General features: G+C 70.9%; 15 protein-coding genes. 4 read left to right on the top strand and 11 right to left on the bottom strand.

The genetic code is table 11. The annotated features are described in order from the left end of the window. Positions 1–3: 3 nt before the first annotated feature. The 3 genes from ppdK to J2X46_RS00610 form a co-directional block, all read right to left on the bottom strand. Positions 4–2,667, bottom strand: coding sequence for a pyruvate, phosphate dikinase (gene ppdK / locus J2X46_RS00620; protein ID WP_310245591.1), 2,664 nt, complete (start codon positions 2,665–2,667; stop codon positions 4–6). A gap of 15 nt (positions 2,668–2,682) precedes the next feature. Next, positions 2,683–3,708 (bottom strand): GNAT family N-acetyltransferase, encoded by a 1,026-nt coding sequence (locus tag J2X46_RS00615; protein ID WP_310245588.1) that lies wholly within the window; start codon positions 3,706–3,708, stop codon positions 2,683–2,685. A gap of 133 nt (positions 3,709–3,841) precedes the next feature. Beyond that, on the bottom strand, positions 3,842–5,695 hold the full coding sequence (locus J2X46_RS00610) for a multicopper oxidase domain-containing protein (protein WP_310245586.1): 1,854 nt from the start codon (positions 5,693–5,695) through the stop codon (positions 3,842–3,844). 190 nt (positions 5,696–5,885) lie between these two features. On the opposite strand from J2X46_RS00610, the gene J2X46_RS00605 reads away from it, so the two are divergent. Next, positions 5,886–6,737: a hypothetical protein gene (locus J2X46_RS00605; RefSeq protein ID WP_310245585.1), complete on the top strand. Its 852-nt coding sequence runs from the start codon at positions 5,886–5,888 to the stop codon at positions 6,735–6,737. Here J2X46_RS00605 and glgB read toward each other — a convergent pair whose 3' ends face one another. From glgB to J2X46_RS00580, 5 genes are all read right to left on the bottom strand, one after another. After that, entirely contained in the window at positions 6,738–8,621 is a 1,884-nt protein-coding gene (glgB, locus tag J2X46_RS00600) for a 1,4-alpha-glucan branching protein GlgB (protein ID WP_310245584.1), read from the bottom strand. It abuts the gene before it with no gap. Then, positions 8,618–10,027 (bottom strand): maltokinase N-terminal cap-like domain-containing protein, encoded by a 1,410-nt coding sequence (locus J2X46_RS00595; protein ID WP_310245583.1) that lies wholly within the window; start codon positions 10,025–10,027, stop codon positions 8,618–8,620. The genes glgB and J2X46_RS00595 overlap by 4 nt, the downstream gene beginning before the upstream one ends. Further along, positions 10,027–11,757, bottom strand: a complete 1,731-nt coding sequence (gene treS / locus J2X46_RS00590; RefSeq protein ID WP_310247306.1) for a maltose alpha-D-glucosyltransferase — start codon at positions 11,755–11,757, stop codon at positions 10,027–10,029. The genes J2X46_RS00595 and treS overlap by 1 nt, the downstream gene beginning before the upstream one ends. Before the next feature lie 11 nt (positions 11,758–11,768). Continuing rightward, positions 11,769–13,727 (bottom strand): maltotransferase domain-containing protein, encoded by a 1,959-nt coding sequence (locus tag J2X46_RS00585; protein WP_397212322.1) that lies wholly within the window; start codon positions 13,725–13,727, stop codon positions 11,769–11,771. Between the two features lie 95 nt (positions 13,728–13,822). Beyond that, positions 13,823–17,653 (bottom strand): M36 family metallopeptidase, encoded by a 3,831-nt coding sequence (locus J2X46_RS00580; RefSeq protein ID WP_310245579.1) that lies wholly within the window; start codon positions 17,651–17,653, stop codon positions 13,823–13,825. Positions 17,654–17,770: 117 nt separating this feature from the next. Between J2X46_RS00580 and glgP the strand changes: the two genes are divergently transcribed. Continuing rightward, positions 17,771–20,353 (top strand): alpha-glucan family phosphorylase, encoded by a 2,583-nt coding sequence (gene glgP, locus J2X46_RS00575; RefSeq protein ID WP_310245576.1) that lies wholly within the window; start codon positions 17,771–17,773, stop codon positions 20,351–20,353. 116 nt (positions 20,354–20,469) lie between these two features. Here glgP and J2X46_RS00570 read toward each other — a convergent pair whose 3' ends face one another. After that, on the bottom strand, positions 20,470–20,610 hold the full coding sequence (locus tag J2X46_RS00570; protein WP_310245574.1) for a hypothetical protein: 141 nt from the start codon (positions 20,608–20,610) through the stop codon (positions 20,470–20,472). Positions 20,611–20,798: 188 nt separating this feature from the next. On the opposite strand from J2X46_RS00570, the gene J2X46_RS00565 reads away from it, so the two are divergent. Together J2X46_RS00565 and J2X46_RS00560 are read left to right on the top strand one after the other, a co-directional pair. Continuing rightward, positions 20,799–21,239 carry a VOC family protein gene (locus J2X46_RS00565; protein ID WP_310245572.1) on the top strand — a complete coding sequence of 147 codons (441 nt, stop codon included), beginning with the start codon at positions 20,799–20,801 and terminating at the stop codon, positions 21,237–21,239. A 64-nt stretch (positions 21,240–21,303) separates the two neighbouring features. After that, entirely contained in the window at positions 21,304–22,212 is a 909-nt protein-coding gene (locus J2X46_RS00560; protein ID WP_310245569.1) for a helix-turn-helix transcriptional regulator, read from the top strand. On the opposite strand, the gene J2X46_RS00555 is transcribed toward J2X46_RS00560, so the two are convergent. Both J2X46_RS00555 and glgX read right to left on the bottom strand, forming a co-directional pair. Further along, positions 22,199–22,567, bottom strand: coding sequence for a hypothetical protein (locus J2X46_RS00555; RefSeq protein WP_310245566.1), 369 nt, complete (start codon positions 22,565–22,567; stop codon positions 22,199–22,201). The two genes, J2X46_RS00560 and J2X46_RS00555, sit on opposite strands and share 14 nt — an antisense overlap. A gap of 186 nt (positions 22,568–22,753) precedes the next feature. Further along, a complete protein-coding gene (gene glgX, locus J2X46_RS00550) occupies positions 22,754–24,934 on the bottom strand; it encodes a glycogen debranching protein GlgX (RefSeq protein WP_397212315.1) in 2,181 nt (726 codons plus the stop codon). Positions 24,935–24,936: the final 2 nt, after the last annotated feature.

Raw genomic sequence — 24,936 nt, 5'->3', positions numbered from 1 at the left:
GGCCTAGCGCTTGCCCAGGACGGACCGCCCGGCCTCGAGCCGGGCGACCGGAACGCGGAAGGGCGAGCACGAGACGTAGTTGAGCCCGACCTCGTCGAAGAAGTGAACCGACAGCGGGTCGCCGCCGTGCTCGCCGCACACCCCGATCTTGAGGTCGGGCTTGGTCTTGCGACCCTTCTTCGTCCCCATCTCGACCATGCCGCCGACGCCGAGCTGGTCGAGCGACTCGAACGGCGAGACGTCGAAGATGCCGTGCTCGAAGTAGCGCGAGAAGAACGACGCCTCGACGTCGTCGCGGGAGAAGCCCCACGCCATCTGGGTGAGGTCGTTGGTGCCGAAGGAGAAGAAGTCGGCCGACTTCGCGATGCGGTTGGCCAGGAAGGCCGCGCGCGGCAGCTCGATCATCGTGCCGATGGAGATGTCGAGCTTGACCCCGCGCTCCTCCTCGACCTCCGCGATCTGCTGGTCGAGCTCGGCCCGGACGATCTCGAGCTCGCGGACGCTGGCGACCAGCGGCACCATGATCTCGGGCAGCGGCGTCCCGTGGACGGCCATCCGGTCGGCCGCGGCCTCGGCGATGGCACGGCCCTGCATCCGGAAGAGGCCGGGGATCTGGATGCCGAGGCGCACGCCGCGCAGGCCGAGCATCGGGTTCTGCTCGTGGAGCCGGCGCACGTGCGTGAGCAGCGTGCTCGCGTGCTCGTCGACCTCGCCGCGCTCCTCGGCGAGCGCCACCTCGACGCTCAGCTCGGTGAGGTCGGGCAGGAACTCGTGGAGCGGCGGGTCGAGCAGGCGGATGGTGACGGGCAGGCCGTCCATCGCCTCGAGGATCTCGGTGAAGTCCTGGCGCTGGAGGGGCAGCAGCTCGGCCAGGGCCGCCTCGACGCCCGCGTCGTCCTCGGCGACGATCAGCTTCTCCACCAGCTCGCGGCGCTCGCCGAGGAACATGTGCTCGGTGCGGCACAGCCCGATGCCCTGCGCGCCGAAGCGGCGGGCGCGGGCGGCGTCCTCGGGGGTGTCGGCGTTGGTGCGCACGCGCAGGCGCCGGGCGCCGTCGGCGTGGGCCATGATCTTCGAGACGGCGAGAGCGAGGTCGTCGTCGATCTTCTCGCCCTCGAAGTGGCGTACGACGACGGAGTCGGCCACCGGCACGGCACCGGCGAACACCTCGCCCGTGGTGCCGTCGATGGAGATCACGTCGCCCTCACGGATGGTGTCGCCGTCGCGGACCCGGAACTCCTTGGCCTTGGTGTCGACGTCGAGCGACTCGGCGCCGCACACGCACGTACGACCCATGCCGCGCGCCACGACCGCGGCGTGCGAGGTCTTGCCGCCGCGGCTGGTGAGGATGCCGCGGGCGGCGACCATGCCGCGCAGGTCGTCGGGGTTGGTCTCCTTGCGCACGAGGATGACGTCCTCGCCCTTCTCGGCCCACTCCACCGCGGTGTCGGAGTCGAAGACGGCCTTGCCGACGGCGGCGCCGGGGGAGGCGTTCATGCCCTTGGCGAGGAGGGTGCGCTCGGCCGACTCGTCGAAGCGGGGGAACATCAGCTGTGCCAGCTGGTCGCCGGTGACGCGCAGGACGGCCTCGTCCATCTGGATCATGCCCTCGTCGACCATGTGCACCGCGATCCGGAAGGCCGCCTCGGGCGTCCGCTTGCCGACGCGGGTCTGGAGCATCCAGAGCTTGCCGCGCTCGACGGTGAACTCGATGTCGCACATGTCGCGGTAGTGGCGCTCGAGCCGCGTCATGATCGTCATCAGGTCGTCGTGGGACTTGCGGTCGATCTCGGCCATGTCGGCCAGCGACACGGTGTTGCGGATGCCGGCGACGACGTCCTCGCCCTGCGCGTTCTGGAGGTAGTCGCCGTACTCGCCCTGCGCGCCGCTCGCGGGGTCGCGGGTGAAGGCGACGCCGGAGCCGGAGTCCATGCCGAAGTTGCCGAAGACCATCGCCTGCACGTTGACCGCGGTGCCGAGGTCCTCGGGGATGCGCTCCTGGCGGCGGTAGAGCCGCGCGCGGTCGGTGTTCCACGAGTCGAAGACCGCGCGGATGGCGAGGTCCATCTGCTCGCGCGGGTCCTGCGGGAAGTCACGGCCGGTCTCGGCCTTGATGATGCCCTTGAACGTCTCGACCAGTCCGCGCAGGTCGTCGGCGTCGAGGTCGAGATCGTTCTCGGTGCCCTTGGCCAACTTCGCCTCGTCGAGCGCCTCGGAGAACAGCTCGGACTCCACGTGGAGCACCGTGCCGCCGAACATCTGCAGCAGCCGGCGGTAGGAGTCCTGGGCGAACCGCTCGGACTCGCTCCGGGCCGCGAGGCCGCCCACGGAGGTGTCGTTCAGGCCGACGTTGAGGACCGTCTCCATCATGCCGGGCATCGAGAACTTGGCGCCCGATCGCACCGAGACCAGCAGCGGGTCGTCGGCGTCGCCGAGCTTCTTGCCCATCGCCTCCTCGAGCGAGGCGAGGTGCTCGGTGACCTCCTCGGCCAGGCCGTCGGGCTCACCGTCCTCGGCCAGGTAGGCACGGCAGGTCTCGGTGGAGATCGTGAAGCCCGGTGGGACGGGCAGGCCGAGGTTGGTCATCTCGGCCAGGTTGGCTCCCTTGCCGCCCAGGAGGTCCTTCTGGTCCTTGCTTCCCTCTGCGAAGTCGTACACCCAGGTCATACAGGGCATCCTGCCTCAGCGACCGGACTCCGTATACGGCTGATCGCCACCGACTGCCGCGCGGATGCGCCGAGCGGTGAAGTCGGCGGCCAGCTCGTCGACCTCCTCGAGCGTGCAGAACCGCGCGTCGCGGATCTCGCGCTCCTGCTTCACGATGCCGTCGAGGATCGAGGAACTGTGGGTGCCGCCGTCGAAGACCAGGCACACCGCGTCGTCCCAGCCGCTCCACGCCGGCAGCCAGTCGGTGAGCACGAGCCCACCGGGCTCGATCGTGAGGCCGAGCTCCTCCTCGACCTCGCGCTCGACGGCCAGCCGCGGGGACTCGCCGACCTCGACGACGCCGCCGGGCAGGTCCCAGTCGCGCTTGTACGTCAGCTGGCACAGCAGCACGCGCCCGTCCTCGTCGCGCACCAGCATCTGGGAGATCGCGCGCTTGCGGGGGAGGAAGGAGTTGAGCAGCGACCGGAACGACTCGGGGTCGCTCAGCGGTGGGTCGGTGACGAGCCGGGCGAAGACGGCGTACGAGGTCGCGTCGGAGCGGTCGCCCATGCCGGGCACGATGCGCTGCATGCCTTCGAGCCGCAGCCCTGCCCGGGTCGCGACCCGGCGGCTCGCGTGGTTGCGGGGGTCGATACGTGCCTCGACGCGCTGGAGGCCGAGACCTCCGTCGTCAGCGTCGGCGAAGGCCCAGTCGACGAGCACCCGCACGGCCCGGGCGGCGTACCCGTGCCCGCGATGGCCGGCGTAGAGCGTCCAGCTGAGGCTGGCCCCCGCGTCACCGTTGCGGGTGATCTCGACGCTGCCGGCGACGTCGCCGCCGTGCTCGACGACGAAGCTGGTCCGGCGACGATCGGCCGCGTAGTCGGCGCGCCAGTCTGCGATGGCCCGACGGTGCGAGTCCTCCGTCACGTCGGCGGGGTCCCACCCGAACCACAGGGCCATCTCGTCGTCATGACCCGCGACCGCCTCGGCGACGTCCTCATCACGCCACGGGCGCAGGGTGATGGTCCCGTCGGTCAAGGTGGGCTGGTCGTCGGGCACCGGGCCACCCTAGCCAGTGCGGCGGTGACACGAGTGCAGGCAGTTGGTGCTGCACGAAGGGCTGCTCACGCTCAGCCTTGTGGCCGTGGGCCGCGAACTGCCTACGCAGTGCGGACCGTACGTCCCATGCTCGTCAGTCGACGACGTCGAAGCGGGCCATCATGCCGTGGTCCTCGTGGTCGAGCATGTGGCAGTGGATCATGAAGGGTCCGGTGTAGTCGGTGAAGCGGGCGGCGACGTCGACCACCTCGCCGGGCTCGAGGCGCCAGGTGTCCTCGAGGCCGCGCTCCCACGGGGGTGGGGCCTTGCCGTCGCGGCGCAGGGTGCGCCACTGCTCGGCGTGGATGTGGACGTAGTGCGTGATGTCGCTGGTGTTGCGGAACCGCCAGCGCTCGACGGTGCCGAGGCGGGAGCGGTGGTCGACCCGGTCGGGGTCGAAGGCCTCGCCGTTGATCGACCAGTAGCTGCCGTGGTGGTCGTTGCCGGACAGGCCGAAGGTCCACGTCTTGGCCACCTTCTTCGGCACGGGCGAGACCAGCTTCGGTGACGGCAGGCGTGACGGCAGCCGTGAGGTGTCGGGGGCCGGGTCGCCGACGCGGAACTCCATGACCGGCGTCCGGCGGGCGTCGTCGCCGCTCGTGCCGGTCGGGGCGGGTTCGGAGGAGAGCACCAGGTCATGGCCGGTCGCGCCATGGAAGTCGACCAGCACGTCGGCGCGCTGCGCGGGCCCCAGGAGCACGTGGGAGCGCACCACTGCCCTGGGCAGGAGCCCGCTGCCCGTGCCGATCTGGAGGAACGGACGACCGTCGGACAGCGCGAAGTTGTAGCTGGAGAAGGGCGAGGAGTTGAGCAGCCGCAGCCGGTAGCGCGTGGCCGAGACGCGGAGGTACGGCGCCTCGCGGCCGTTGACGAGCACGGTGTCGCCGATCGTGGCGTCGTCCGGCGGGGCATGTGGGCCGGTCCACGCCATCGAGCCGTGGTGGCCCACCATCGTCGGGCCGTGGGCGAACGGGTCGGTGAGCTGGTTGTTCGCGCGGAACGACCGCTCGGAGACCATCAGCGGCACGTCGCGGGCCCCGCTGGGCAGCCGGAGGCCGCGCTGCGGCGGGTCCGTCACGATGAACATGCCCTGGAGCCCGCGCCAGTTGTTGCGCGCGGTGCGGTCCATCCGGTGGTCGTGGTACCAGAAGAACGACCCCGGCTCCGGCTTGCCGGCGACGGTCAGCGGGTAGTCGTAGGTGCGGCTCGCGCCCCGCCGGATGAGGTACGACGTCGGCTGGCCGTCGTACTGCGAGGCGTGGTGGTCGCCGTGCAGGTGGGTCGACATCGCGCCGGCGCCCTCGGGCAGCCGGTTGACGACCGTGACCTCGGTGCCCTGGCCACCGCGCCGCCGGATGGTGGGGCCGGGATAGGTGCCGTCGTAGGTCCACATCGACGTCTTGGGGCCGTGTGCGCGGGTGCGCACCTTGCTCCGCTTCATGACGAGCCGGAGGTCGGCCCCCCGTTCGGTCCGTGGCACCACCAGCGGCTGGTCGAAGCTGGGCCGCTCGGGCTCAACCCCACCGCCCGTGCCCTCGACGGTGAGCGTGCCGCGCATGTTGGGGTGGAACTTGCAGTAGAACTCCCACGCCCCGGCGGCGAGCTGCGCGGTGCCCGGCACGGTCTCGGACGTCCCGGCCCGCACCCGTACGTCGAACACCGGCAGGCCGTCGGGACCCTTGGCCACCGAGGTGACGGTGTGGTCGAAGGAGTCGAGGTTGACCACGGTCACGGTGCCGCCGCCGGAGACCGTGACGAGCGGGGTCGCGTAGCCCTTCCGGACGCCGCCCTGGTCGATCACGATCGTGGCGTTGCGGACCGGCTCGGCATAGGCCGGGCGGGCGTCGGGGCCCTGCCCGACGTCGTAGGCCACCACGGCGCCGGCGCCCATCACGACCGCGGCCGCCGCGACCGCGGCGCGCACCTTGTTCTCCAGCGTCCCCCGCATCCGATCGAGTGTGCCCGCGGGGCGCCGGGTCCGCATACCCCGTTTGTGGGGTGTGGTCTGGACCTTGACGGAATCTCCGGTGACGCCCCCGGTCAAACGTGCCTTTACTTGACTGCTGTGCCGACGGGGGTCGGCACGGAGCACCGGAAAGGTTGGTCCGCACATGCAGATGGTGAACAGGATGCGCAGGGTGGTCGCAGTGGTGGGCGCAGTGGCGCTCGCCAGCACGCCGCTCCTGCTGTCGCCGACCGGGGCGAGTGCCTCCGGGTCGCCGACGGCCTCGCGGGCGGCGACGCCCCACATCAAGGCCACACTGACGAAGAAGACGATCACGGTGACCGGCACCAACGGCCTCAAGGCCGGCCGGGTCGACCTGAGCGTCAAGGGCAAGGGCATCGTGGAGTTCGCGATGTTCAAGCGCGGCTACGACGCCGGCGACTTCGTCGCGGACGTCAACAAGTTCGGCGCCAAGAACGACATCAAGGCGCTCAAGCGGGCGCTGGCCAACACCCAGATCCTGGGTGGGCTCAGCGGTGGGGGATCCGGCTCCATCGTGTTCCCCAAGCCCGGGTCGTACACGCCGTTCTCGCTCGGTGACCGCGGGGTTGTCACCGGTGACCCGGTCGTCGTACGGGGACCGGCGGGCTCGTCGAAGCTGCCGCGCACCGACGGCAAGATCATCGGCAAGTCCGGCCCGTCCTGGGGCGGTGCCTCGCACCTCCCGATGAAGGGCAGCTTCGAGCTGAAGAACAAGGGCAACACCGGCGTGCCGCACTTCGTCGTGCTGCAGCAGGTCGCCGAGGGCACCACCACCGACCAGGTGCTGGAGTTCCTCCAGACCAGCGACGAGAACACGCCGCCTCCGGCGTTCCTTCTCGCCGGCTCGCTGGAGACCGGCTCGGTCAGCCCGGGCAGGAGCATGACGGTGGACTACGACCTGCCCGCAGGCCAGTACGTCGTCATGTGCTTCTTCCCCGACCCCAAGATGGGCGGCATGCCGCACGCCCTCATGGGGATGCTGGAGATGATCCACCTGATGTAGTCAGGAGTCCTTCCTGAACCAGACCGTCGCCAGGGGCGGCACCACGATGTCGGCGTAGGCCGGCTGCCCGTGGTGGTCGCCCCCGGTGGCGGTGATGGAACCCAGGTTGCCGACGCCCGAGCCGGTGTAGGCCTCGGCGTCGGTGTTGAGGACCTCCGACCACGTCCCCTCCGACGGCAGCCCGAGCCGGTAGCCCTCGTGCGGCTGGCCGGCGAAGTTGGCCACGCAGACCAGGTCGGGGTGGCCGGGGGAGCGGCGTACGAACGAGAAGGTGTTGCGGCCCGCGTCGTTGGCGTCGATCCAGCGGAAGCCGTCGGGGTCGTTGTCGCGGCCCCAGAGCGCGCCCGACGCGGAGTAGACCGCGTTCATGTCGCGCACCATCGCATGGACGCCGGAGTGCTCGGGGTGCTCGAGCAGCCACCAGTCGAGCTCGCGGCTCTCGGCCCACTCGGACTCCTGGCCGAACTCGCAGCCCATGAAGAGCAGCTGCTTGCCGGGGTGGGCCCACATGTAGGCGAGGTAGGCGCGCAGGTTGGCCAGCTGCTGCCACCGGTCGCCCGGCATCTTGCGCAGCAGCGAGCCCTTGCCGTGCACGACCTCGTCGTGGCTGATCGGCAGGACGTAGTTCTCCGCGAAGGCGTAGACCAGCGAGAAGGTCATCTGCCCGTGGTGGTGGCTGCGGTAGAGCGGGTCCTTGGAGACGTAGTTGAGCGAGTCGTGCATCCAGCCCATGTTCCACTTGAACCCGAAGCCGAGCCCGCCGTCGCTGGTCGGGCCGGTGACGCCGGGCCACGCGGTCGACTCCTCGGCGATCGTGACGATGCCGGGCACGCGCTTGTAGACGGTGGCGTTCATCTCCTGGAGGAACTGCACTGCCTCGAGGTTCTCGCGGCCGCCGTGGACGTTGGGCGACCACTCGCCGTGCTCGCGGGCGTAGTCGAGGTAGAGCATCGACGCGACGCCGTCCACGCGCAGGCCGTCGGCGTGGTACTCCTCGAGCCAGTAGACCGCGTTGGCGTAGAGGAAGTTGCGCACCTCGTGGCGGCCGAAGTTGAAGATGTGGGAGCCCCACTCCTTGTGCCAGCCGCGCTGGGGGTTGGGGTCCTCGTAGAGCGGCGTGCCGTCGAAGCGGGCCAACGCCCACTCGTCGGTGGCGAAGTGCCCGGGCACCCAGTCGAGGATGACGCCGACGCCGGCCTGGTGCAGCCGGTCGATGAGCCGCTTGAGCCCGTCGGGGTCGCCGAAGCGCGAGTCCGGGGCGAAGTACGACGTCACGTGGTAGCCCCACGAGCCGCCGAACGGGTGCTGCATCACCGGCATGAACTCCACGTGCGTGAAGCCGAGGTCGGCGACGTAGGGCACCAGGGCGTCGGCGATCTCGTCCCAGGAGTACAGCTCGCCGCTGTAGTGCTTGCGCCACGAGGCGAGGTGCACCTCGTAGGTCGCCATCGCCTCGTCGACCGGCTGCTTGCCGCGCCGGGCCTCGATCCAGGCGTCGTCACCCCACTGGTGCTCCGAGCGCCACACCCGCGACGCCGAGCTCGGCGGCTTCTCGGCGTACTGCGCGAGCGGATCGGCGCGGTCGGCCCACTGGCCGTCGGCGCCGCGCAGGCGGTACTTGTACTGCGCGCCGACGCCCGCACCGGGCACGTGGACGTGCCAGACGCCCGAGCTGTCGAGCCGCGTCATCGGGTGGGCGGCGCCGTCCCAGCCGGCCCACTCGCCGGCGACCTGGACCTCCAGGGCGTTGGGCGCCCAGACGTTGAACGACGTGCCGCCGTCGGTGACCTGGGCGCCGAGGACGGTCCACAACTCCTCGTGCCGGCCCTCGCCGATCAGGTGAAGGTCGAGCTCGCCGGGGGCGGTCTCCTTGCTCGTGCTCATGTGGTCTCTCCCAACGCCGCCAGGGGGATGGACAACCAACCGGGCCTGTTGCGGGCTTCGTAGACAGCCTCGTAGACGACCTTGTCCGCGAGGTAGGCGTCCAGCAGGGTGCTGGCAGCGGCGCCGAGGTCCTCGCCGCGCTGCGTGGTGTAGGCGTCGAGGAAGGCGGCGCGGTTGCGCCCCGACCACTCGGCGGCGCGGTAGTCGCGCTGCTCGGCCTCTGCGCCGGCGTCCCTCTGCCGACTCGTGGCCCCGCCGGTCATCGCGACGACGCGGGGTGCGTAGTCGAAGCTCCGGATCATCCCTGCGACGTCACGCCACACCGAGTCGGGCTTGAGCCGCTCCGCCAGGGGCTTGGCGGGCTCGCCCTCGAAGTCGACGATCTTCCAGCCCTTGACCGTGCGCAGGGTCTGGCCGAGGTGCAGGTCGCCGTGGACCTGCTGCACCTCGACGCCGCCGAGCCCGCGCAGCCGGCCGAAGGTCTCGCGCAGCGCCGCCTCGTGCTCCGCCAGCTGGGGTACGACGTCGAGCGCGGCGTCGAGCCGGCCCTCCATCGCCCCGGCCAGGGCGTCGAGGGCCGCGGCGTCGCGCTCCTCGACCGGGAAGTGCGCGGCGAGGTCGGCGTGCACCTCGGCGAGCGCGACCCCGAGCCGGGCAGCCTCGCCGGCGAAGTCGCCGCCGACCTCCTCGGCGTGCAGGTCGGCCTCGGCGAAGAGGTTGCGCACGCTCGACAGGGCCAGCTCCCAGCCGTCGCTGGCGGTGCGCAGGAACTGCTGCAGCATGGCCAGCTGGATGGTCGTGTTGGTCTCCTCGTCCACGAGGTCGAGCCAGCCGTAGAGCGAGGCGACGTGGGAGGACCCGGCCTCGGTGAGCACCTGGTGGATCGCGATGTCCGGGTTCACGCCCGGGGTCACCTTGCGGAAGACCTTCATCAGCGAGTCCTCGCCGAAGGCCACCGAGGAGTTGGACTGCTCGCCGGAGAAGAGCGTCGAGTGCGCCTCCAGGTCGAGCTCGTGGCCGGGCAGCCGGTGGAAGTCGAGCAGGCCGCGCGCCGTGCTCGACGGGGGAGCGGCGAAGGCCTGCAGCCACAGGGCCATGGACTCGCGGTCGTGGACCGCGTCGTAGACCCAGGCGTGGCCGAAGTCCTCGTCGTCCCACTCGCCGATGAGCGCGTGCGAGAGGCGGTCCTGCGGCTCGGCGTAGTAGGCGAGCGGCGCCTGGTAGAGCTCGGTCTCGTCACCGAAGGAGATCTCGGCCAGCTCGACCGCCACGCGCAGCCCGTCGGGCGGGTCGGGCAGCTCGCCGACGCGGCGCAGGCCCGTCAGCGTCCACTCGCGACCCTTGCCGCCGAACCAGCGGGCCTGGTCGATCCAGCTGGTCAGCTGGGCGGTGTGGGCATCGGTCATCAGGCGTCCACCCCCGGGTTCATCGTGGAGTCGGTGAGCCGCAGCCAGAGGAAGCCGTATCCGCCCAGGGTGAGCAGGTAGGGCAGCTCGCCGATCGCCGGGAACGGCACGCCGCCGAGCAGCTCGACCGGCACCATCCCCTCCCAGTGGCGCAGGTCGAGCTCGACCGGCTGCGGGAAGCGCGAGAGGTTGTTCACGCAGAGGATCACGTCGCGGTCCTCGCCCTCGCCGTGCTCGCGGACGTAGGACAGCACGCTGGGGTTGGAGCCGCCGAGGTCGGTGAAGTCGCCGAGCCCGAAGGCGGGGTGGCGACGGCGGGCGTGCACGAGCCGGCGGGTCCAGTGCAGCAGCGAGGAGGTGTTCTCCAGCTGCGCCTCGACGTTGACCGACTGGTAGCCGTAGACCGGGTCCTGGATCGCCGGCAGGTGGAGCTTGCCGGGCGTCGCGGAGGAGAAGCCCGCGTTGCGGTCGGGCGTCCACTGCATCGGCGTACGGACTCCGTCGCGGTCGCCGAGCCAGATGTTGTCGCCCATCCCGATCTCGTCGCCGTAGTAGAGGACGGGAGATCCCGGGAGCGAGAGCAGGAGCGCGGTGAACAGCTCCATCCGGTTGACGTCGTTGTCGAGGAGCGGGGCGAGGCGGCGGCGGATGCCGATGTTGGCCTTCATCCGCGGGTCGTGGGCGTACTCCGACCACATGTAGTCGCGGTCCTCGTCGGTGACCATCTCGAGCGTCAGCTCGTCGTGGTTGCGCAGGAAGATGCCCCACTGGCAGCCGTCGGGGATCGACGGCGTCTGCTCGAGGATCTCCGAGATCGGGAAGCGCGACTCGCGGCGCACCGCCATGAAGATGCGCGGCATGACCGGGAAGTGGAAGGCCATGTGGCACTCGGTGCCGACCCAGCGGCCGTCCTCGGTCTGCTCGGGGCCGAAGTACTCGACCACGTCGGCGGGCCACTGGTTGGCCTCGCAGAGCAGCACCCGGCCGGGGTAGTTCTCGTCGACGAAGGTGCGGCACTTCTTCAGGAAGTCGTGCGTCTCCTTGAGGTTCTCGCCGTTGGTGCCGGGCCGCTCGTAGAGGTACGGCACGGCGTCGAGGCGGAAGCCGTCGAGGCCCATGTCGAGCCAGAAGGCCATCGACTCGAGCATCGCGTCGTGGACCTTGGGGTTGTCGAAGTTGAGGTCGGGCTGGTGGTGGAAGAACCGGTGCCAGAAGTACTGCTGCCGCACCGGGTCCCAGGTCCAGTTGGACGGCTCGGTGTCGACGAAGATGACCCGGGCCTCCTGGTAGAGCTCGTCGGTGTCGGACCAGACGTAGAAGTCGCCGTAGGGGCCGTCGGGGTCGCTGCGGCTGGCCTGGAACCACGGGTGGGCGTCACTCGTGTGGTTCATGACGAAGTCGATGATCACCCGGATGCCGCGCTGGTGGCAGGCGTCGATGAACTCGTGGAAGTCGTCGACGGTCCCGCACTCGGGGAGGATGTTGTTGTAGTCGGCGACGTCGTAGCCGCCGTCGCGCAGCGGCGAGGTGAAGAACGGCGGCACCCACAGGCAGTCCACGCCGAGCCACTCGAGGTAGTCGAGCTTCTCGATGAGGCCCTTGAAGTCGCCGGTGCCGTCGCCGTTGGAGTCCCGGAACGACCTCACCAGCACCTCGTAGAAGACCGCGGTGCGGAACCAGTCGGGTTCGGCGTTGAGCACCGCCGTGGCGGCTCCTGCGTCGGTCGGCATGGGCTGGTCGGTCAACGGGTCCTCCTGACGCTGATGACGTGCGCGGGCTCCCAGCCCGGGTCGAGCCGGACGTAGTTGTGCTGGCTCCAGCTCCAGTCGGCGCCGGTGATCTCGTCGTGGGCGACGAAGGAGTCGTGCCAGCCCAGGCCGAGGGCGGGCATGTCGAGGTGGACCATCGTCTCGCGCGCGCCGTGCGGGTCGAGGTTGATGACGGTGATGACGACGTCGTCCTCGTGCCTCTTGGAGAACACCAGCACGCTGTCGTCGTCGCTGGAGTGGATCGAGACGTTGCGCAGCTGCTGCAGCGCCGGGTGCTCGCGCCGGATCTGGTTGAGCCGGGTGATGTACGGCGCCAGCGTGGTGCCGTCGGCGTCGTGCTTCTTCCAGTCACGGATCCGGATCTGGTACTTCTCCGAGTCGAGGTACTCCTCCGACCCGGGCTTCACCGCGACGTGCTCGAAGAGCTCGTAGCCGGCGTACACGCCCCAGCTCGGAGACCCGGTGGCGGCGAGGGCCGCGCGGACCTTGAACGCCGCGGGGCCGCCGTACTGCAGGTAGGCGTGGAGGATGTCGGGCGTGTTGACGAAGAAGTTCGGACGCATCAGGTGGTCGGACTGCCGCGACACCTCGACGAGGTAGTCCTCGATCTCGCGCTTGCCGGTGCGCCAGGTGAAGTAGGTGTAGCTCTGGTGGTAGCCGACGGCGCCGAGGCCGTGCATCATCGCCGGCTTGGTGAAGGCCTCGGACAGGAAGAGCACGTCGGGGTCGGTGCGGCGCACCTCGGCGAGCAGCCACTCCCAGAAGGCCAGCGGCTTGGTGTGGGGATTGTCGACGCGGAAGATCCGCACGCCGTGCGACATCCAGAGCTTGATCACCCGCAGCACCTCGCGGCAGATGCCGGCGGGGTCGTTGTCGAAGTTGATCGGGTAGATGTCCTGGTACTTCTTCGGCGGGTTCTCCGCGTAGGCGATCGTGCCGTCCGCGCGGGTCGTGAAGAACTGCGGGTGCGTCGTCACCCACGGGTGGTCGGGAGCAGCCTGCAGCGCGAAGTCGAGCGCGACCTCGAGGCCGAGCTCCTTGGCGCGGGCCACGAAGGCGTCGAAGTCCTCGAACGTGCCGAGGTCGGGGTGGATGGCGTCGTGGCCGCCGTCCTTGCTGCCGATCGCCCACGGCGAGCCGGTGTCCTCGGGGCCGGGGGTGAGGGTGTTGTTGGGGCCCTTGCGGTTGACCTCGCCGATCGGGTGGATCGGCGGCAGGTAGATCACGTCGAAGCCCATCTCGGCGACGCGGTCGAGCCTCTCGAGCGCGGTGAGGAACGTGCCGCTCGTGACCTTGCCGGTCTTCTCGTCCTTCTTGGCGCCTTCGGAGCGGGGGAAGAACTCGTACCAGCTGCCGAACATGGCCCGCACGCGGTCGGCGCGGAAGCGGAAGGGACCGGTGACGGTCGTCAGCTCGCGCAGGGGGTGGGCCAGCAGCACGGCGTCGAGGTCGGGGTCCTGGAGCGCGGCCAGCCGCGCGGCGACCGGGCGACTGGTGTCGTCGGCGGCCTTGATCGCCCCTGCGACCAACGCGCCGGCGGCCTTGTCGAGCTTGTCGCTGCCGGTGGCCGCAGCCACCCGCTCGAGCAGCAGGCGCGCCTCGGTGAACATCAGCTCGACGTCGACGCCCGCGGGGATCTTGATGCCCGCGTCGTGCTGCCAGGTGGCGATCGGATCGGACCACGACTGGATCTCGAAGGTCCATTCGCCCTCGACGTCGGGGGTGATCCGCGCGATGTAGCGGTTGGGCTGGTCGCCGTCGGCGACCATCCGGACCGGGGCGCGGCGGGTGCCGCCCGGATCGATCGCGACGACCTCGGCGGCCAGCTGGTCGTGGCCCTCGCGGAACACGCTGGCCCGGACCGGCATCGGCTCACCGACCGTCGCCTTGGCCGAGAGCCGGCCCAGGTCGACGACGGGGGAAACATCCATCACGGGTATGCGTCCAACCATGACCCCACACTTGCGAAGGTCGGGTGCCGGACGCAACCCGTGACGGAGGTGGTCTCACCCGGTGGGGTGCTCGCTCACCGGTGCCTGACGACGATCCGCTGCACCCGGCTGCGGGCGGGACGGAACGCCGTGCGGTCCTCGGGGCGGAAGCGGACCCGCACCGTGTGGCGTCCGCGCAGCAGCCGCTTGGTCACCACGACGCGTCGCTCGCCGGTCGCGGTGGACACCGTGCGCCACTTCTCGCCGTCGATGACGACCACCAGGCGGCCCGCCGCAGGCAGTGCGCTGGCGGAGGCGACGTCGATGACGAGCGCCGGTGCCCTGGTGTCCGCGGTCTGGAGCTTGCGGAGGACCTTGAGGCCGACGGTGGGCTTGACCCGCGCGGTGCCGGGCGTGGTCGTCGTACCCGTCGAGCCGGTGCCGGTGCCGGTGCCGGATCCCGTCCCGGTGCCCGCACCGCCTGCGCCGCCGGGGTTCGGGCCCGGCTGCACCGGCAGCGTGGGCGCGTCGCCGAAGACCTGGAGCTCGGAGGCGTGGACGATCGTGCCGCGGTCCGAGCCCTCCTTGCAGTCGGTGAGGACGGTCTGGCTCGCGGTCTGCTGGCCGGCGTAGGCCGCCTGCCCGGTGCACTGGTTCTCCAGCGCCACCAGGCGTACGGCGGCCGCCTCCGTGTCGGGCACGTCGAACTCGCGCAGGTTGAGCGTCGGCGCCACCGGCCTGGGCAGCGCGCTCGGGAACGCGTCGGCGGGCGAGGTGTAGAACCGCGTCCAGGTGGCGTCGGCCGAGTCGCAGCCGGCGGTGCACGCCTCCAGCGCGAACTGGCGCAGGGCGGTGAAGCGCGAACCCGAGTCGGGGTCGTCCTGCGCGAGCGGGATGTCGGTCGGGGAGGCCGGCGCCGGGGTGAGGTAGGCGCTCACCTGCACCCGCTTGACGGTGCTCACCTCGCCGGCGAGGTCGACCGCGACCGACGGGTGGGACTCGTCGACCTGGGCCGCGGTGACTCCGCCCCAGTTCGTGGCCTCGGTGCCGTCGATGAGGGCCTCGGCGTTGAGCGAGCCGTCCGTGGCGGTGATGACCGAGGCGCCGGCGGCGCTGCTGGCCAGGTTGACCACGTCGCCGACGGTCTCCGTGCGGGCGGTGCCGTCGGCGAGGACCTTCATCGTCCAGCGGGTGAAGCCGCGGTCGGGGGAGACCGCCACCATGTCGTAGGTGCCGGGCGTGAACTCCGCGCTGGCCCCGAGGTCGGTGGCCGGGTCGGTGTCGGCCACCGGGGTCACCCGGGCCTCGTAGTCGCCGACGAAGACCTTCGCCGTGCCGGTGGTGGCGAAGGTGATCGTCGAGCCCGGACCGGTCGGGGTCGCGAAGCTCGGCGTCGGCTCGTCGTTGTCGGCGTCGACGGTGTGGGCGTCCACGCCCATGCCGCGGCGGGCGAAGGCCGCCCACATGGCGTCCTGGTCGGCACCGTCGAAGCGCATCCGGTCGGCGGCGAGCATCGCGTCACGGGCGTCGAGCATCGACGTGGAGCCCTGCTGGAGCAGGAAGGCGTCGAAGACCAGCTGGACCCAGCGGCGGTTGCCCGGGCAGGCGTCGGCCGGTCGCGGGGTGGCCGTGGCGGTCGCGTCGGCGCACTTCAGCTGCAGGGCCTTGTCGGCGTACGGGAACTGGGCGTCGTACTTCTCGACGAGGGCCTGGCGGACCTCCCACATCGTGCCGTTCCAGATCTCGCCGTCGGCGTGGACCTCGGGGCCGGTGGTGTCGAAGCCGTAGTCGGAGTAGTTCAGCGGGTTCTCGTCGATGGAGTAGTCGCGGATCGCGGTCTCGGTGTTGCCGGTGGCGTAGGCGCCGACAGCCCAGACGTTGCCGCCGTTGCTGTAGCCGTGCGCGAACTGGTACTCACCGGCGACCAGGTCGCCCCACGACTCGCCCATCGCGCCGCCCTGCTCGGACGTGATGCCCTCGTCCGGGCCGCCGATCATGCGGTTGCTGATGGCGTGGGTGTACTCGTGGCCGACGATGCCCATGTCGAGGCCGCCGTCGGTGCAGGGGGCGTAGAAGGCGCCGGCGATCGGCTCGAAGAGGTACTGGTTGGTGATGCCGGGGATGCCGTCCTGGAGGGCGATCTGGTTCGCGTTGTCACGACCGAGGAAGCTCGGGCTGCCGCCGGAGACGGCGCCGGCCTGGGCGTTGCCGACCTCGGGGTCACCGGCGGCGCCGCCGCGGCTGCCGTTGTCGGACTGGAGGTTGTAGTTCTCCTCGGTGAAGCCGAGGTAGTAGGAGTAGTCGTGCATCCGGTTGTGCGCGACGAACAGGTTGCCGACCGAGGCGTCGATGTCGTTGCCGCCCGGGACGAGCTGGGCGGTGTCGCAGCGGCTGTTGTTCCAGGCGTCGGTGAACTCACCGGTGTAGTGCCGCTCCGGCGAGATCGGCGCCTGCAGCAGGCCGCCGGGCGTGAGCGGGCTGGCCCACGCCTCGTGGGTGTTGGCGTTGTTGCCGACGGTCGTGAAGGTCGGGACGGCGCCGATCGTGTCCCACGGGCCGAAGGAGGCGATGGTGCGCAGCTCGCCGGGCGGGGTGGTGCACTCGGCATCGGTGAGCCGCCAGCAGCCGACGACCGAGTTGGTCGGCGTCTGGTCGGGGGAGTCGAGGGTCGGGTTGGCGGCGAAGTAGCGCCAGTGCGGGTTGGCGCTGAGGTCGTTGGTGCCCGGGGCAGCGGTGTCGCTCGTCGTCACGGCGAGGGCGTACTGCCCGACCGTCACCGACGCGGCGTCGAAGGGGCAGACCTGGGCGGAGTAGGTGCCGGCCGGGATCGCCGCGGAGGAGTACGTCGCCACCTCGGGGTTGGTGGCCAGGTCGCCGGTGACGAGCAGGCTGTCGCCCTTCCAGATCTTCACCGTGAAGTCGTCGACGGGCACGCCGGTGGCGACCGCGGTGATCGACCTCGTCAGGTCGTCGGTCAGGTCGAACGGGTGCTTGGGGCCGCACTCGGTGGGGGTGACCGCGCCGGTGAAGACGTCGTTGTAGGTGAAGTTCTCGGCGCGGTTGTGGCGGGCCAGCACGTCGCCGGTGACGGCGTCGACCAGCGAGGTGAAGCCGAGGGCGCTCTCGCCGGCGGCGTTGACCACGTTGGCCTCGAGCACCGGGCGGACCGAACCGTCGGCCATCGGCAGTGCGCGGAGCCGGACCTGCTGCTCCTGCGCGAAGCCCGGGACGGTGAGGCGGGTCCAGCCACCGCTCACCGCCTTCGTGATGTCTGCGAGCTTCGCGGCCGGGACGCCGACCGAGAGGTCGGTGGCCGCCTTCAGCCACCCGTCGAGCGGCGAGAGGGTCGCCGCGGGCATCGCACCCGTCGTCCGGGCCAGCGAGGACGACACGTAGGCGACCTTGCCGTCGGCGACGCCGAGGGTGACCAGGCCGCCGAGCGCGGGGGCGACGCCGTCGAAGTCCTGGCGGAAGAGCACCGCTCGGGCGGGGGACTGGGCGAGCTTCTGCGAGCTCACCAGCACGAGCCCGTCGACGTCGGAGGCGGTCATGCCGAAGAGGTCGGCGTGGCTGCGCAGCCACGCGCGAGCGCCGTCGGCCGCTGCACCGGGGGCCGCGCCGAGGCTGCCCGAGGCTGGCAGGATCGAGGCGGGCGTGCCGAGGGTGTTCCAACGTGCGGTGACGGTGCCGAGGGCGGCGACGGCTGCCTTCTGGGCCGCGGTCGGGGCGGCGGTGCCGCGGCCGTCGACGTCGGCCGGACCGGCGACCGGGTCGCCCAGTGTCCGTACGTCGCCGGGCGTGGGGCCCGGCGTGACGCTCTCGGGCTCGGCGGTCGCCGGGGCGGCGATCGTGGTGAGGGTGGAGATCGCGAGTAGCGATGCGGCCGCGAGGGCGGTGCGGCCGAGGCGAGGGCGGGGCTGGCTCATGCGCGGACAACGGCGCTGCCTACCGGCGAGTTATGCGGCGCCTCTCACCGCGCCGCGCGGCACAGGCTTCGCGCAACGGGTTGGATCGATCCAAGAAATGCCCTAGCGTGCTCGATCGTGCGAGCGTTTCGTCGATTCACCGTCCGTCCTGTCCTGCCCGAGCCCCTGGGTGCGCTGTCCGTCCTGGCCGGCAACCTGCGCTGGTCGTGGCACCCGCCCACCCAGGACGTGTTCGCGTCCATCGACCCCCAGCTGTGGCGCGACGTCGCCGGCGACCCGGTGCGCTTCCTGGGTGCCGTCGGCCGCGAGCGGCTGGACCAGCTGGTCGACGACGGCGACTTCCGCAACCGGCTCGACGCCGCCCACGCAGACCTCGAGCGCTACCTCTCCGAGGACCGGTGGTACGCCCGAAAGGCCGGTGACGACGCGCCCCGCGCGATCGCGTACTTCTCCTCCGAGTTCGGCATCACCTCGGTGCTGCCGCAGTACTCCGGCGGCCTCGGCATCCTCGCCGGCGACCACCTCAAGGCATCGTCCGACCTCGGCATCCCGCTGGTCGGCGTCGGCCTGTTCTACCGCCACGGCTACTTCAAGCAGGCGCTCGACCGCGACGGCTGGCAGCAGGAGAGCTACCCCGTCCTCGACCCCGACGAGCTGCCCCTGACCGTCCTCCGCGAGGCCGACGGCAGCCGTGCCACCGTCTCGATCGCGCTGCCCGACGGCCCGGACCTCGTGGCCCGGATCCTCGTCGCGCACGTCGGCCGCGTGCCGCTGCTGCTGCTCGACACCGACATCGAGGAGAACAGCGCCCACTACCGCGACGTCACCGACCGGCTCTACGGCGGCAACTCCGAGCACCGGCTGCGCCAGGAGCTGCTCCTCGGCGTCGGTGGCGTCCGCGCGCTCCGCGTCTGGTCGCGCATCTCCGGTGCCCCGGCGCCGGAGGTCTTCCACGCCAACGAGGGTCACGCGGGCTTCCTCGGCATCGAGCGGATCCGCGAGCTCACCGTCGGCGAGGGCGGCCCGCAGCTCGACTTCGACACCGCGCTCGAGGTCTCGCGCGCCGGCACGGTCTTCACGACCCACACCCCGGTCCCCGCGGGCATCGACCGCTTCCCGCGCGAGCTCGTCGAGCAGTACTTCGGCGGCAACTCGCCGACCCCCGGCGTCCCGGTCGAGCGGGTGCTCGCCCTGGGTGCGGAGGACTACGACGGCGGCGACGCCGGCGTCTTCAACATGGCCGTGATGGGCTTCCGGCTCGCTCAGCGCGCCAACGGCGTCTCGCAGCTGCACGGCCACGTGTCGCGCGGCATGTTCAACGGCCTCTGGCCGGCCTTCGACGAGGCCGAGGTGCCGATCAGCTCGATCACCAACGGCGTCCACGGCCCGACCTGGATCGCCCGCGAGGTCATCGAGCTCGCCGCGAGCCGCGGTGCCGACGTCGACGGCGACGACACCGACGCCCTGTGGCCGCTGGTCGACCAGATCAGCGACCGCGAGATCTGGGACCTCAAGCGCACCCTGCGCACCCGCTTCATCGAGGACGCCCGCAGCCGGATGTCGAAGTCGGCGGCCAAGCGCGGCTTCGCGCCCGCCGAGTCCACCTGGATCGACAGCGCCCTCGACCCCGACGTGCTGACCATCGGCTTCGCTCGTCGCGTGCCGACCTACAAGCGGCTCACCCTGATGCTCCGCGACCCCGACCGCCTGCGGAAGCTGCTCCTCGACCCCGAGCGCCCGATCCAGCTGGTCATCGCCGGCAAGGCGCACCCCGCCGACGAGACCGGCAAGCGGCTGATCCAGGAGATGGTGCGCTTCGCCGACGACCCGGAGATCCGGCACCGCATCGCCTTCCTGCCCAACTACGACATCGCGATGGCGCAGCCGCTCTACCCCGGCTGCGACGTGTGGCTCAACAACCCGCTGCGCCCCTACGAGGCGTGCGGCACCTCGGGCATGAAGGCCGCGCTCAACGGCGGCCTGAACCTCTCCATCCTCGATGGCTGGTGGGACGAGTGGTACGACGGCAACAACGGGTGGGCGATCCCGTCGGCCGACGGCATCGACGACCCCGACCGGCGTGACGACCTCGAGGCCAACGCGCTCTACGACCTCATCGAGAACGACGTGGTCCCGCGGTTCTACGAGACCAACCACGAGGGCGTCCCGCCGCGCTGGCTGGAGATGGTGCGCCACACCCTCAAGTCGCTCGGCCCGAAGGTTCTCGCGACGCGCCAGGTGCGCGACTACGTCCGTGAGCTCTACGCCCCTGCTGCCCACACCTCCCGCGCGCTGAACTCCGACTACGCCGGCGCCCGCGAGCTCTCCTCGTGGAAGCAGACCGTCCGCGCGGCGTGGTCCGGCGTCCGGGTCGAGCACGTGGACTCCGAGGGCGTCGGCGACCAGGCCGAGGTCGGCGCGACCCTGGCCGTCCGCGCCTGGGTGGCCCTCGGTTCGCTCTCGCCCGACGACGTCGAGGTGCAGGTCGTGCACGGCAAGATCGGCTCCGACGACGAGCTCACCGCCACCTCGGTGACGCCGATGCTCGTGGGGGAGTCGTACGACGGCAACCGCCACCGCTTCGACGCCGCGGTCTCCCTCGACCACTCCGGCGCCTTCGGCTACACGGTGCGCGTCATCCCGCGCAACGAGGCCCTGGCCTCGGTCGCCGAGCTGGGCCTGGTCACCGAGCCCGCCTGACTGTCCACTTCAGTGATCCCCGGCTGACCGGGGATCACTGAAGTTGTCGGCCCGTGCACGGCCTGACAAGTTCAGGGAGTGCCTGACAACCCCACCAGGTGCCGACCGCGGCCCGCTCAGGCGACTGCCTGCGGGATCGACCTCCGGCACGTGCAGGTGTCGCTGCACGGCAGGTAGGTGTGCGTGGCGTGCCCGCACCTCGGGCACGGCACGTCGTGGCTGAGGTGGCTGCTGGTCTTCTCGACGGTGTCCCACATGGTGCGTCTCCCTTCGGTGATCGGGGGTTGCTGGTCCTGACAGGGTGCGCCTCCGGGTGCCCTGCTCGCATCGGGGTTTCTACGTACTCGTCCCCGACTGGCTGTCCGGATGGCCGTGCGGTGTCGAGATCCCGGACTCGGCTCCGACCCAGTGGCGCAAGCACCACTGAGGACCGGAGGATCGACCCATGACCAGCATCAGGAGCTTCGACCACATCGGCGTCACCGTCTCCGACCTCGAGGAGGCGACCGACTTCTTCGTCGGCCTCGGCCTCGAGGTCGAGGGGCGCGGCTTCGTGGAGGGCGAGTTCATCGACACCGTGTGCGGCATCCCCGACTCGCAGTGCGAGATCGTGATGCTGCGGCCGACGGGTGGCGGGACCGGCCTCGAGCTGGCCCGCTTCGTGCGGCCCGACCACACGCCCGGCTCGCCCGGGGCGATGGCCAACGAGCTCGGTCTGCGCAACGTCTGCTTCGAGGTGGACGACGTCAACGCGGCGGTCGAGCGGCTCGCCGCCGACGGCTACGGACTGGTCGGGGGAGTGGGTGACTACGAGGACACGTGGCGGATGGCCTACGTCCGCGGCCCCGACGGGATCGTCGTCTCGGTGACCCAGCGGCTCGGCTGAGGCATCCTCGGAGTGCGCAAGCACGATCAAGCGGAGCCGGTCACCCGGCGGGGAGGGTGAGGGCATGACGACAGTGGCGGACACCTTCGGGGAGTTCCTCGCGACCCTCGCCGAGACGCTCGACCTGGGCAGCGAGGAGCGGGCGCGACGGCTCCACCTCTCGCGCCACCACCTCGACCGTGTCGTGTCCGCGGCGGGCGGCGAGCCACCCGAGAAGATGCGCCGGCGGCTCCTGCTCGAGCGGGCGGCGTACGTGCTGGTCACCACCGACCGGCAGGTGCTCGACGTCGCGATCGAGGCGGGCTTCGGCTCCCACGAGGCGTTCACCCGCGCGTTCTCGCGGGCCTACGGCTCCGCCCCCAGCCGCTGGCGTCACGCACCGACCCGCACGCAGATCCAGGCCGCGAGCCAGGTGCACTTCCACCCACCGGGCAGCCTCCGGCTGCCCACCGCCCGAAAGGTGACCGCCATGGACCTGCTGACCCGGATGATCGAGCACCACCTCTGGCTGACGAGCGAGATGCTCGACCGCGCCGCCCGCCTGAGCGACGAGCAGCTCGACGCCCCGATCGAGGTGCCGATCGGCACCATCGACGACGACATGACGATCCGCTCCGTGCTCGGCCGACTCGTCGGCCAGCTCACCCAGTGGAACGCCGCCGTCGAGCAGCGCCGCTACGACTGGGACCAGGAGCGCGGCAAGTCGATCAGCACGTTGCGCCGCGAGCTCGCCGACGAGGGCTCGACGTTCCTGACCCAGGTGCGCACGACGATCGAGGAGGGCCGCCTCGACGACACCTTCGTCGACGCCACCTGCGACCCCGTGAAGGTCTTCACCTACGGCGGCATGGTGGCGCACGTGCTCACCTTCGCCGCCGTACGACGCCTCGTGGTGCTCGGCGCCTACGAGACCCTCGGCATCACCGACCTCGACGCCGGCGACCCGATGGAGTGGGTGGCTAGCCCAGCGTGAGCCAGAGGCCCACCAGCGTGGGCACCAGGCCCAGCAGCAGCCAGGCCGACAGGATCCGCTTGCCGTGGATGGCGCGGCCGACCGCCACGGCGATGGCGCCGAACGCGCCGGCCACGACGGTGAGGCCGACCTGCGAGCTGACGGGCGAGTCGTCGAGCATCACCGCGGCGACCACGAGGCCGACCACGAGGTGCAGGATCGTGGTGACGGCGAGCGTCGACATCACCCAGCGCTGCACGCGGGCCAGGTCGCGGGCGTCGCCCTCGGGGTCCTTGACCACCACTCGCGGCGCATCGAGGTCGAGGAGGTGCCCGCGGCCCTTCTCCTTGCGGCGGGCGGGAACGGTGTGCGCCATGCGACCACCTCCGGACTCGTTGTTACGACACATTGTCGGAGATGCCCCCGGTTCCGCCCAAATCCGCGTCACACTCGGGCCCGGATGAACTTCCACGCACTGGGGTGGAAGTTCAGGCCGTCCGCGGCGGTCCCACGCTCGGGCCCGGATGAACTTCCACGCACTGGGGTGGAAGTTCATCGCGGGTCAGGTTTGGCGCAGCACCAGCACCGAGTGCGCCTGCAGCTCGAGCGTGCTCCCGGCGACGACCTCGGTGCCGAGGGCGACCTCGGCGTTGGTGGAGAGCACGACCTCGCCGTGGTGGACCCACTTGTTGTCCGGAAGGGTCAGCTTCACGTCCTCGCCGCCGGCGTTGAGCCAGATCATGAACGAGGTGTCGCGGACCTGCTCGCCGCGCGGGCCGGGGGAGCGCAGCGGGGCGCCGTTGAGGAACATCCCGACGGTGCGTCCGCCGTCGTCGTTCCAGTCCTCGGTCGACATCTCGCGCCCGCTGGGGTGCACCCAGACGAGGTCCTTGATGCCGCCCTTGATGGTCGGGCGCCCCTCGAACCAGTGCCGTTGGCGCAGCGCGGGGTGCTCGCGGCGCAGCCGCAGGGCGGTCTTGGTGATCTCGTAGACGTCGAGCCAGGCGTCGTCGGGCCGCCAGTCGATCCACGACGTCTGGTTGTCCTGGCCGTAGGCGTTGTTGTTGCCGCCCTGGGTGCGACCGCGCTCGTCACCGGCGGTCAGCATCGGCACGCCGCTGGAGAAGCAGAGCGTGGCCATCAGGTTGGCCGCCTGCCGGCGTCGTACGGCGATGATCTCCGCATCGTCGGTCTCGCCCTCGACGCCGCAGTTCCACGAGCGGTTGTTGTCGGTGCCGTCGCGGTTGTCCTCGCCGTTGGCCTCGTTGTGCTTGTCGTTGTACGACACCAGGTCGCGCAGGGTGAAGCCGTCGTGCGCAGTGATGAAGTTGACCGAGGCGTAGGGCGAGCGGCCGTCGTCGGCGTACAGGTCGCTCGAGCCGGCGAGCCGCGTCGCCACGGTGCGCACGCCGGCGGACTGGCCGCGCCAGAAGTCGCGCATGGTGTCGCGGAACTGGTCGTTCCACTCGATCCACGGCGGCGGGAACTCGCCCACGCGGTAGCCGTCCATCGAGGCGTCCCAGGGCTCGGCGATGAGCTTCACGTGCCGCAGGACCGGGTCCTGGCCGATCGCGGTCAGCAGGTGGCTGCCCATGTCGACGACCTGGTCGGTGCGGGTGATCGCGCTCATCAGGTCGAAGCGGAAGCCGTCGACGTGCATCTCGTTGACCCAGTAGCGCAGCGAGTCGAGGATCATCCGCAGGCTCTGGGTGTGGGTGGAGTCGACGGTGTTGCCGCAGCCGGTGACGTCCCAGTAGGTGACCGGCATCGGCTCCTCGCCCTCCTCCGGGGGAGGCGGCACCACGCGCTGGTAGTAGCCGCGGTCGTCGAGCCCGCGGAAGCTCAGAGTCGGTCCGAGCGGACCGGCCTCGGCGGTGTGGTTGTAGACCACGTCGAGGATCACCTCGAGGCCGGCGGCGTGGAAGTCCTTGACCATCTGCTTGAACTCGGTGACCTGCTGGCCCCGGTCGCCCGCGTGCGAGTACGCGTTGTGCGGGGCGAAGAAGCACAGCGAGTTGTAGCCCCAGTAGTTCACCAGGCCGCGCTCGGCGAGGGCCGGCTCGGAGAAGAACTGGTGGATCGGCAGCAGCTCGACCGCGGTGACGCCGAGGTCGTTGAGGTAGTCGGTCACCGCGGGGCTGGCGAGGCCGGCGTACGTGCCGCGCAGCTCCTCGGGCACCCGGTCGTGCAGCTCGGTCATGCCCTTGACGTGCAGCTCGTAGATCACGGTGTCGCGCCAGCGTCGGCGCGGCGAGGTGTCGGCCCCCCACTGGAAGTCGTCGTAGACGACGACGCTGCGCGGGACGTACGGCGCCGAGTCGAGGTCGCTCGGGGTCTCGGGCTCGCCGATCGTGTAGCCGAAGATCGCGTCGTCGACGACCAGGTCGCCGGAGACCGCCTTGCCGTAGGGGTCGAGCAGCAGCTTCTCGGCGTTGAACCGCAGGCCGGCGTCGGGGTCCCAGGGACCGCTGGCGCGGTAGCCGTAGCGGGCGCCGGGCGACACACCCGGGATGGCGCCGTGCCACACGCCGAGCGAGTGCTCGGTGAGCAGGTGCCGCACCTCGGCACCGTCGTCGTCGAACAGGCACACCCAGACGTGTTCCGCGGCCGGTGCGTAGACGGCGAAGTTCGTCGCCTCGTGCGACCAGGTCGCGCCCAGTGGGTAGTTGCGACCCGGCCAGACCGTCATGGTCTCGCCGTCGTGGTTCCAGACTGAGGACTCGGGGGGTGTCACGCGGGTCATTG

It is taken from the genome of Nocardioides sp. BE266 (assembly GCF_031457855.1).
Classification (GTDB): domain Bacteria; phylum Actinomycetota; class Actinomycetes; order Propionibacteriales; family Nocardioidaceae; genus Nocardioides.
Note: the sequence above shows the minus strand (reverse complement) of the source record. Positions and strands in the feature narration are given on the sequence as shown.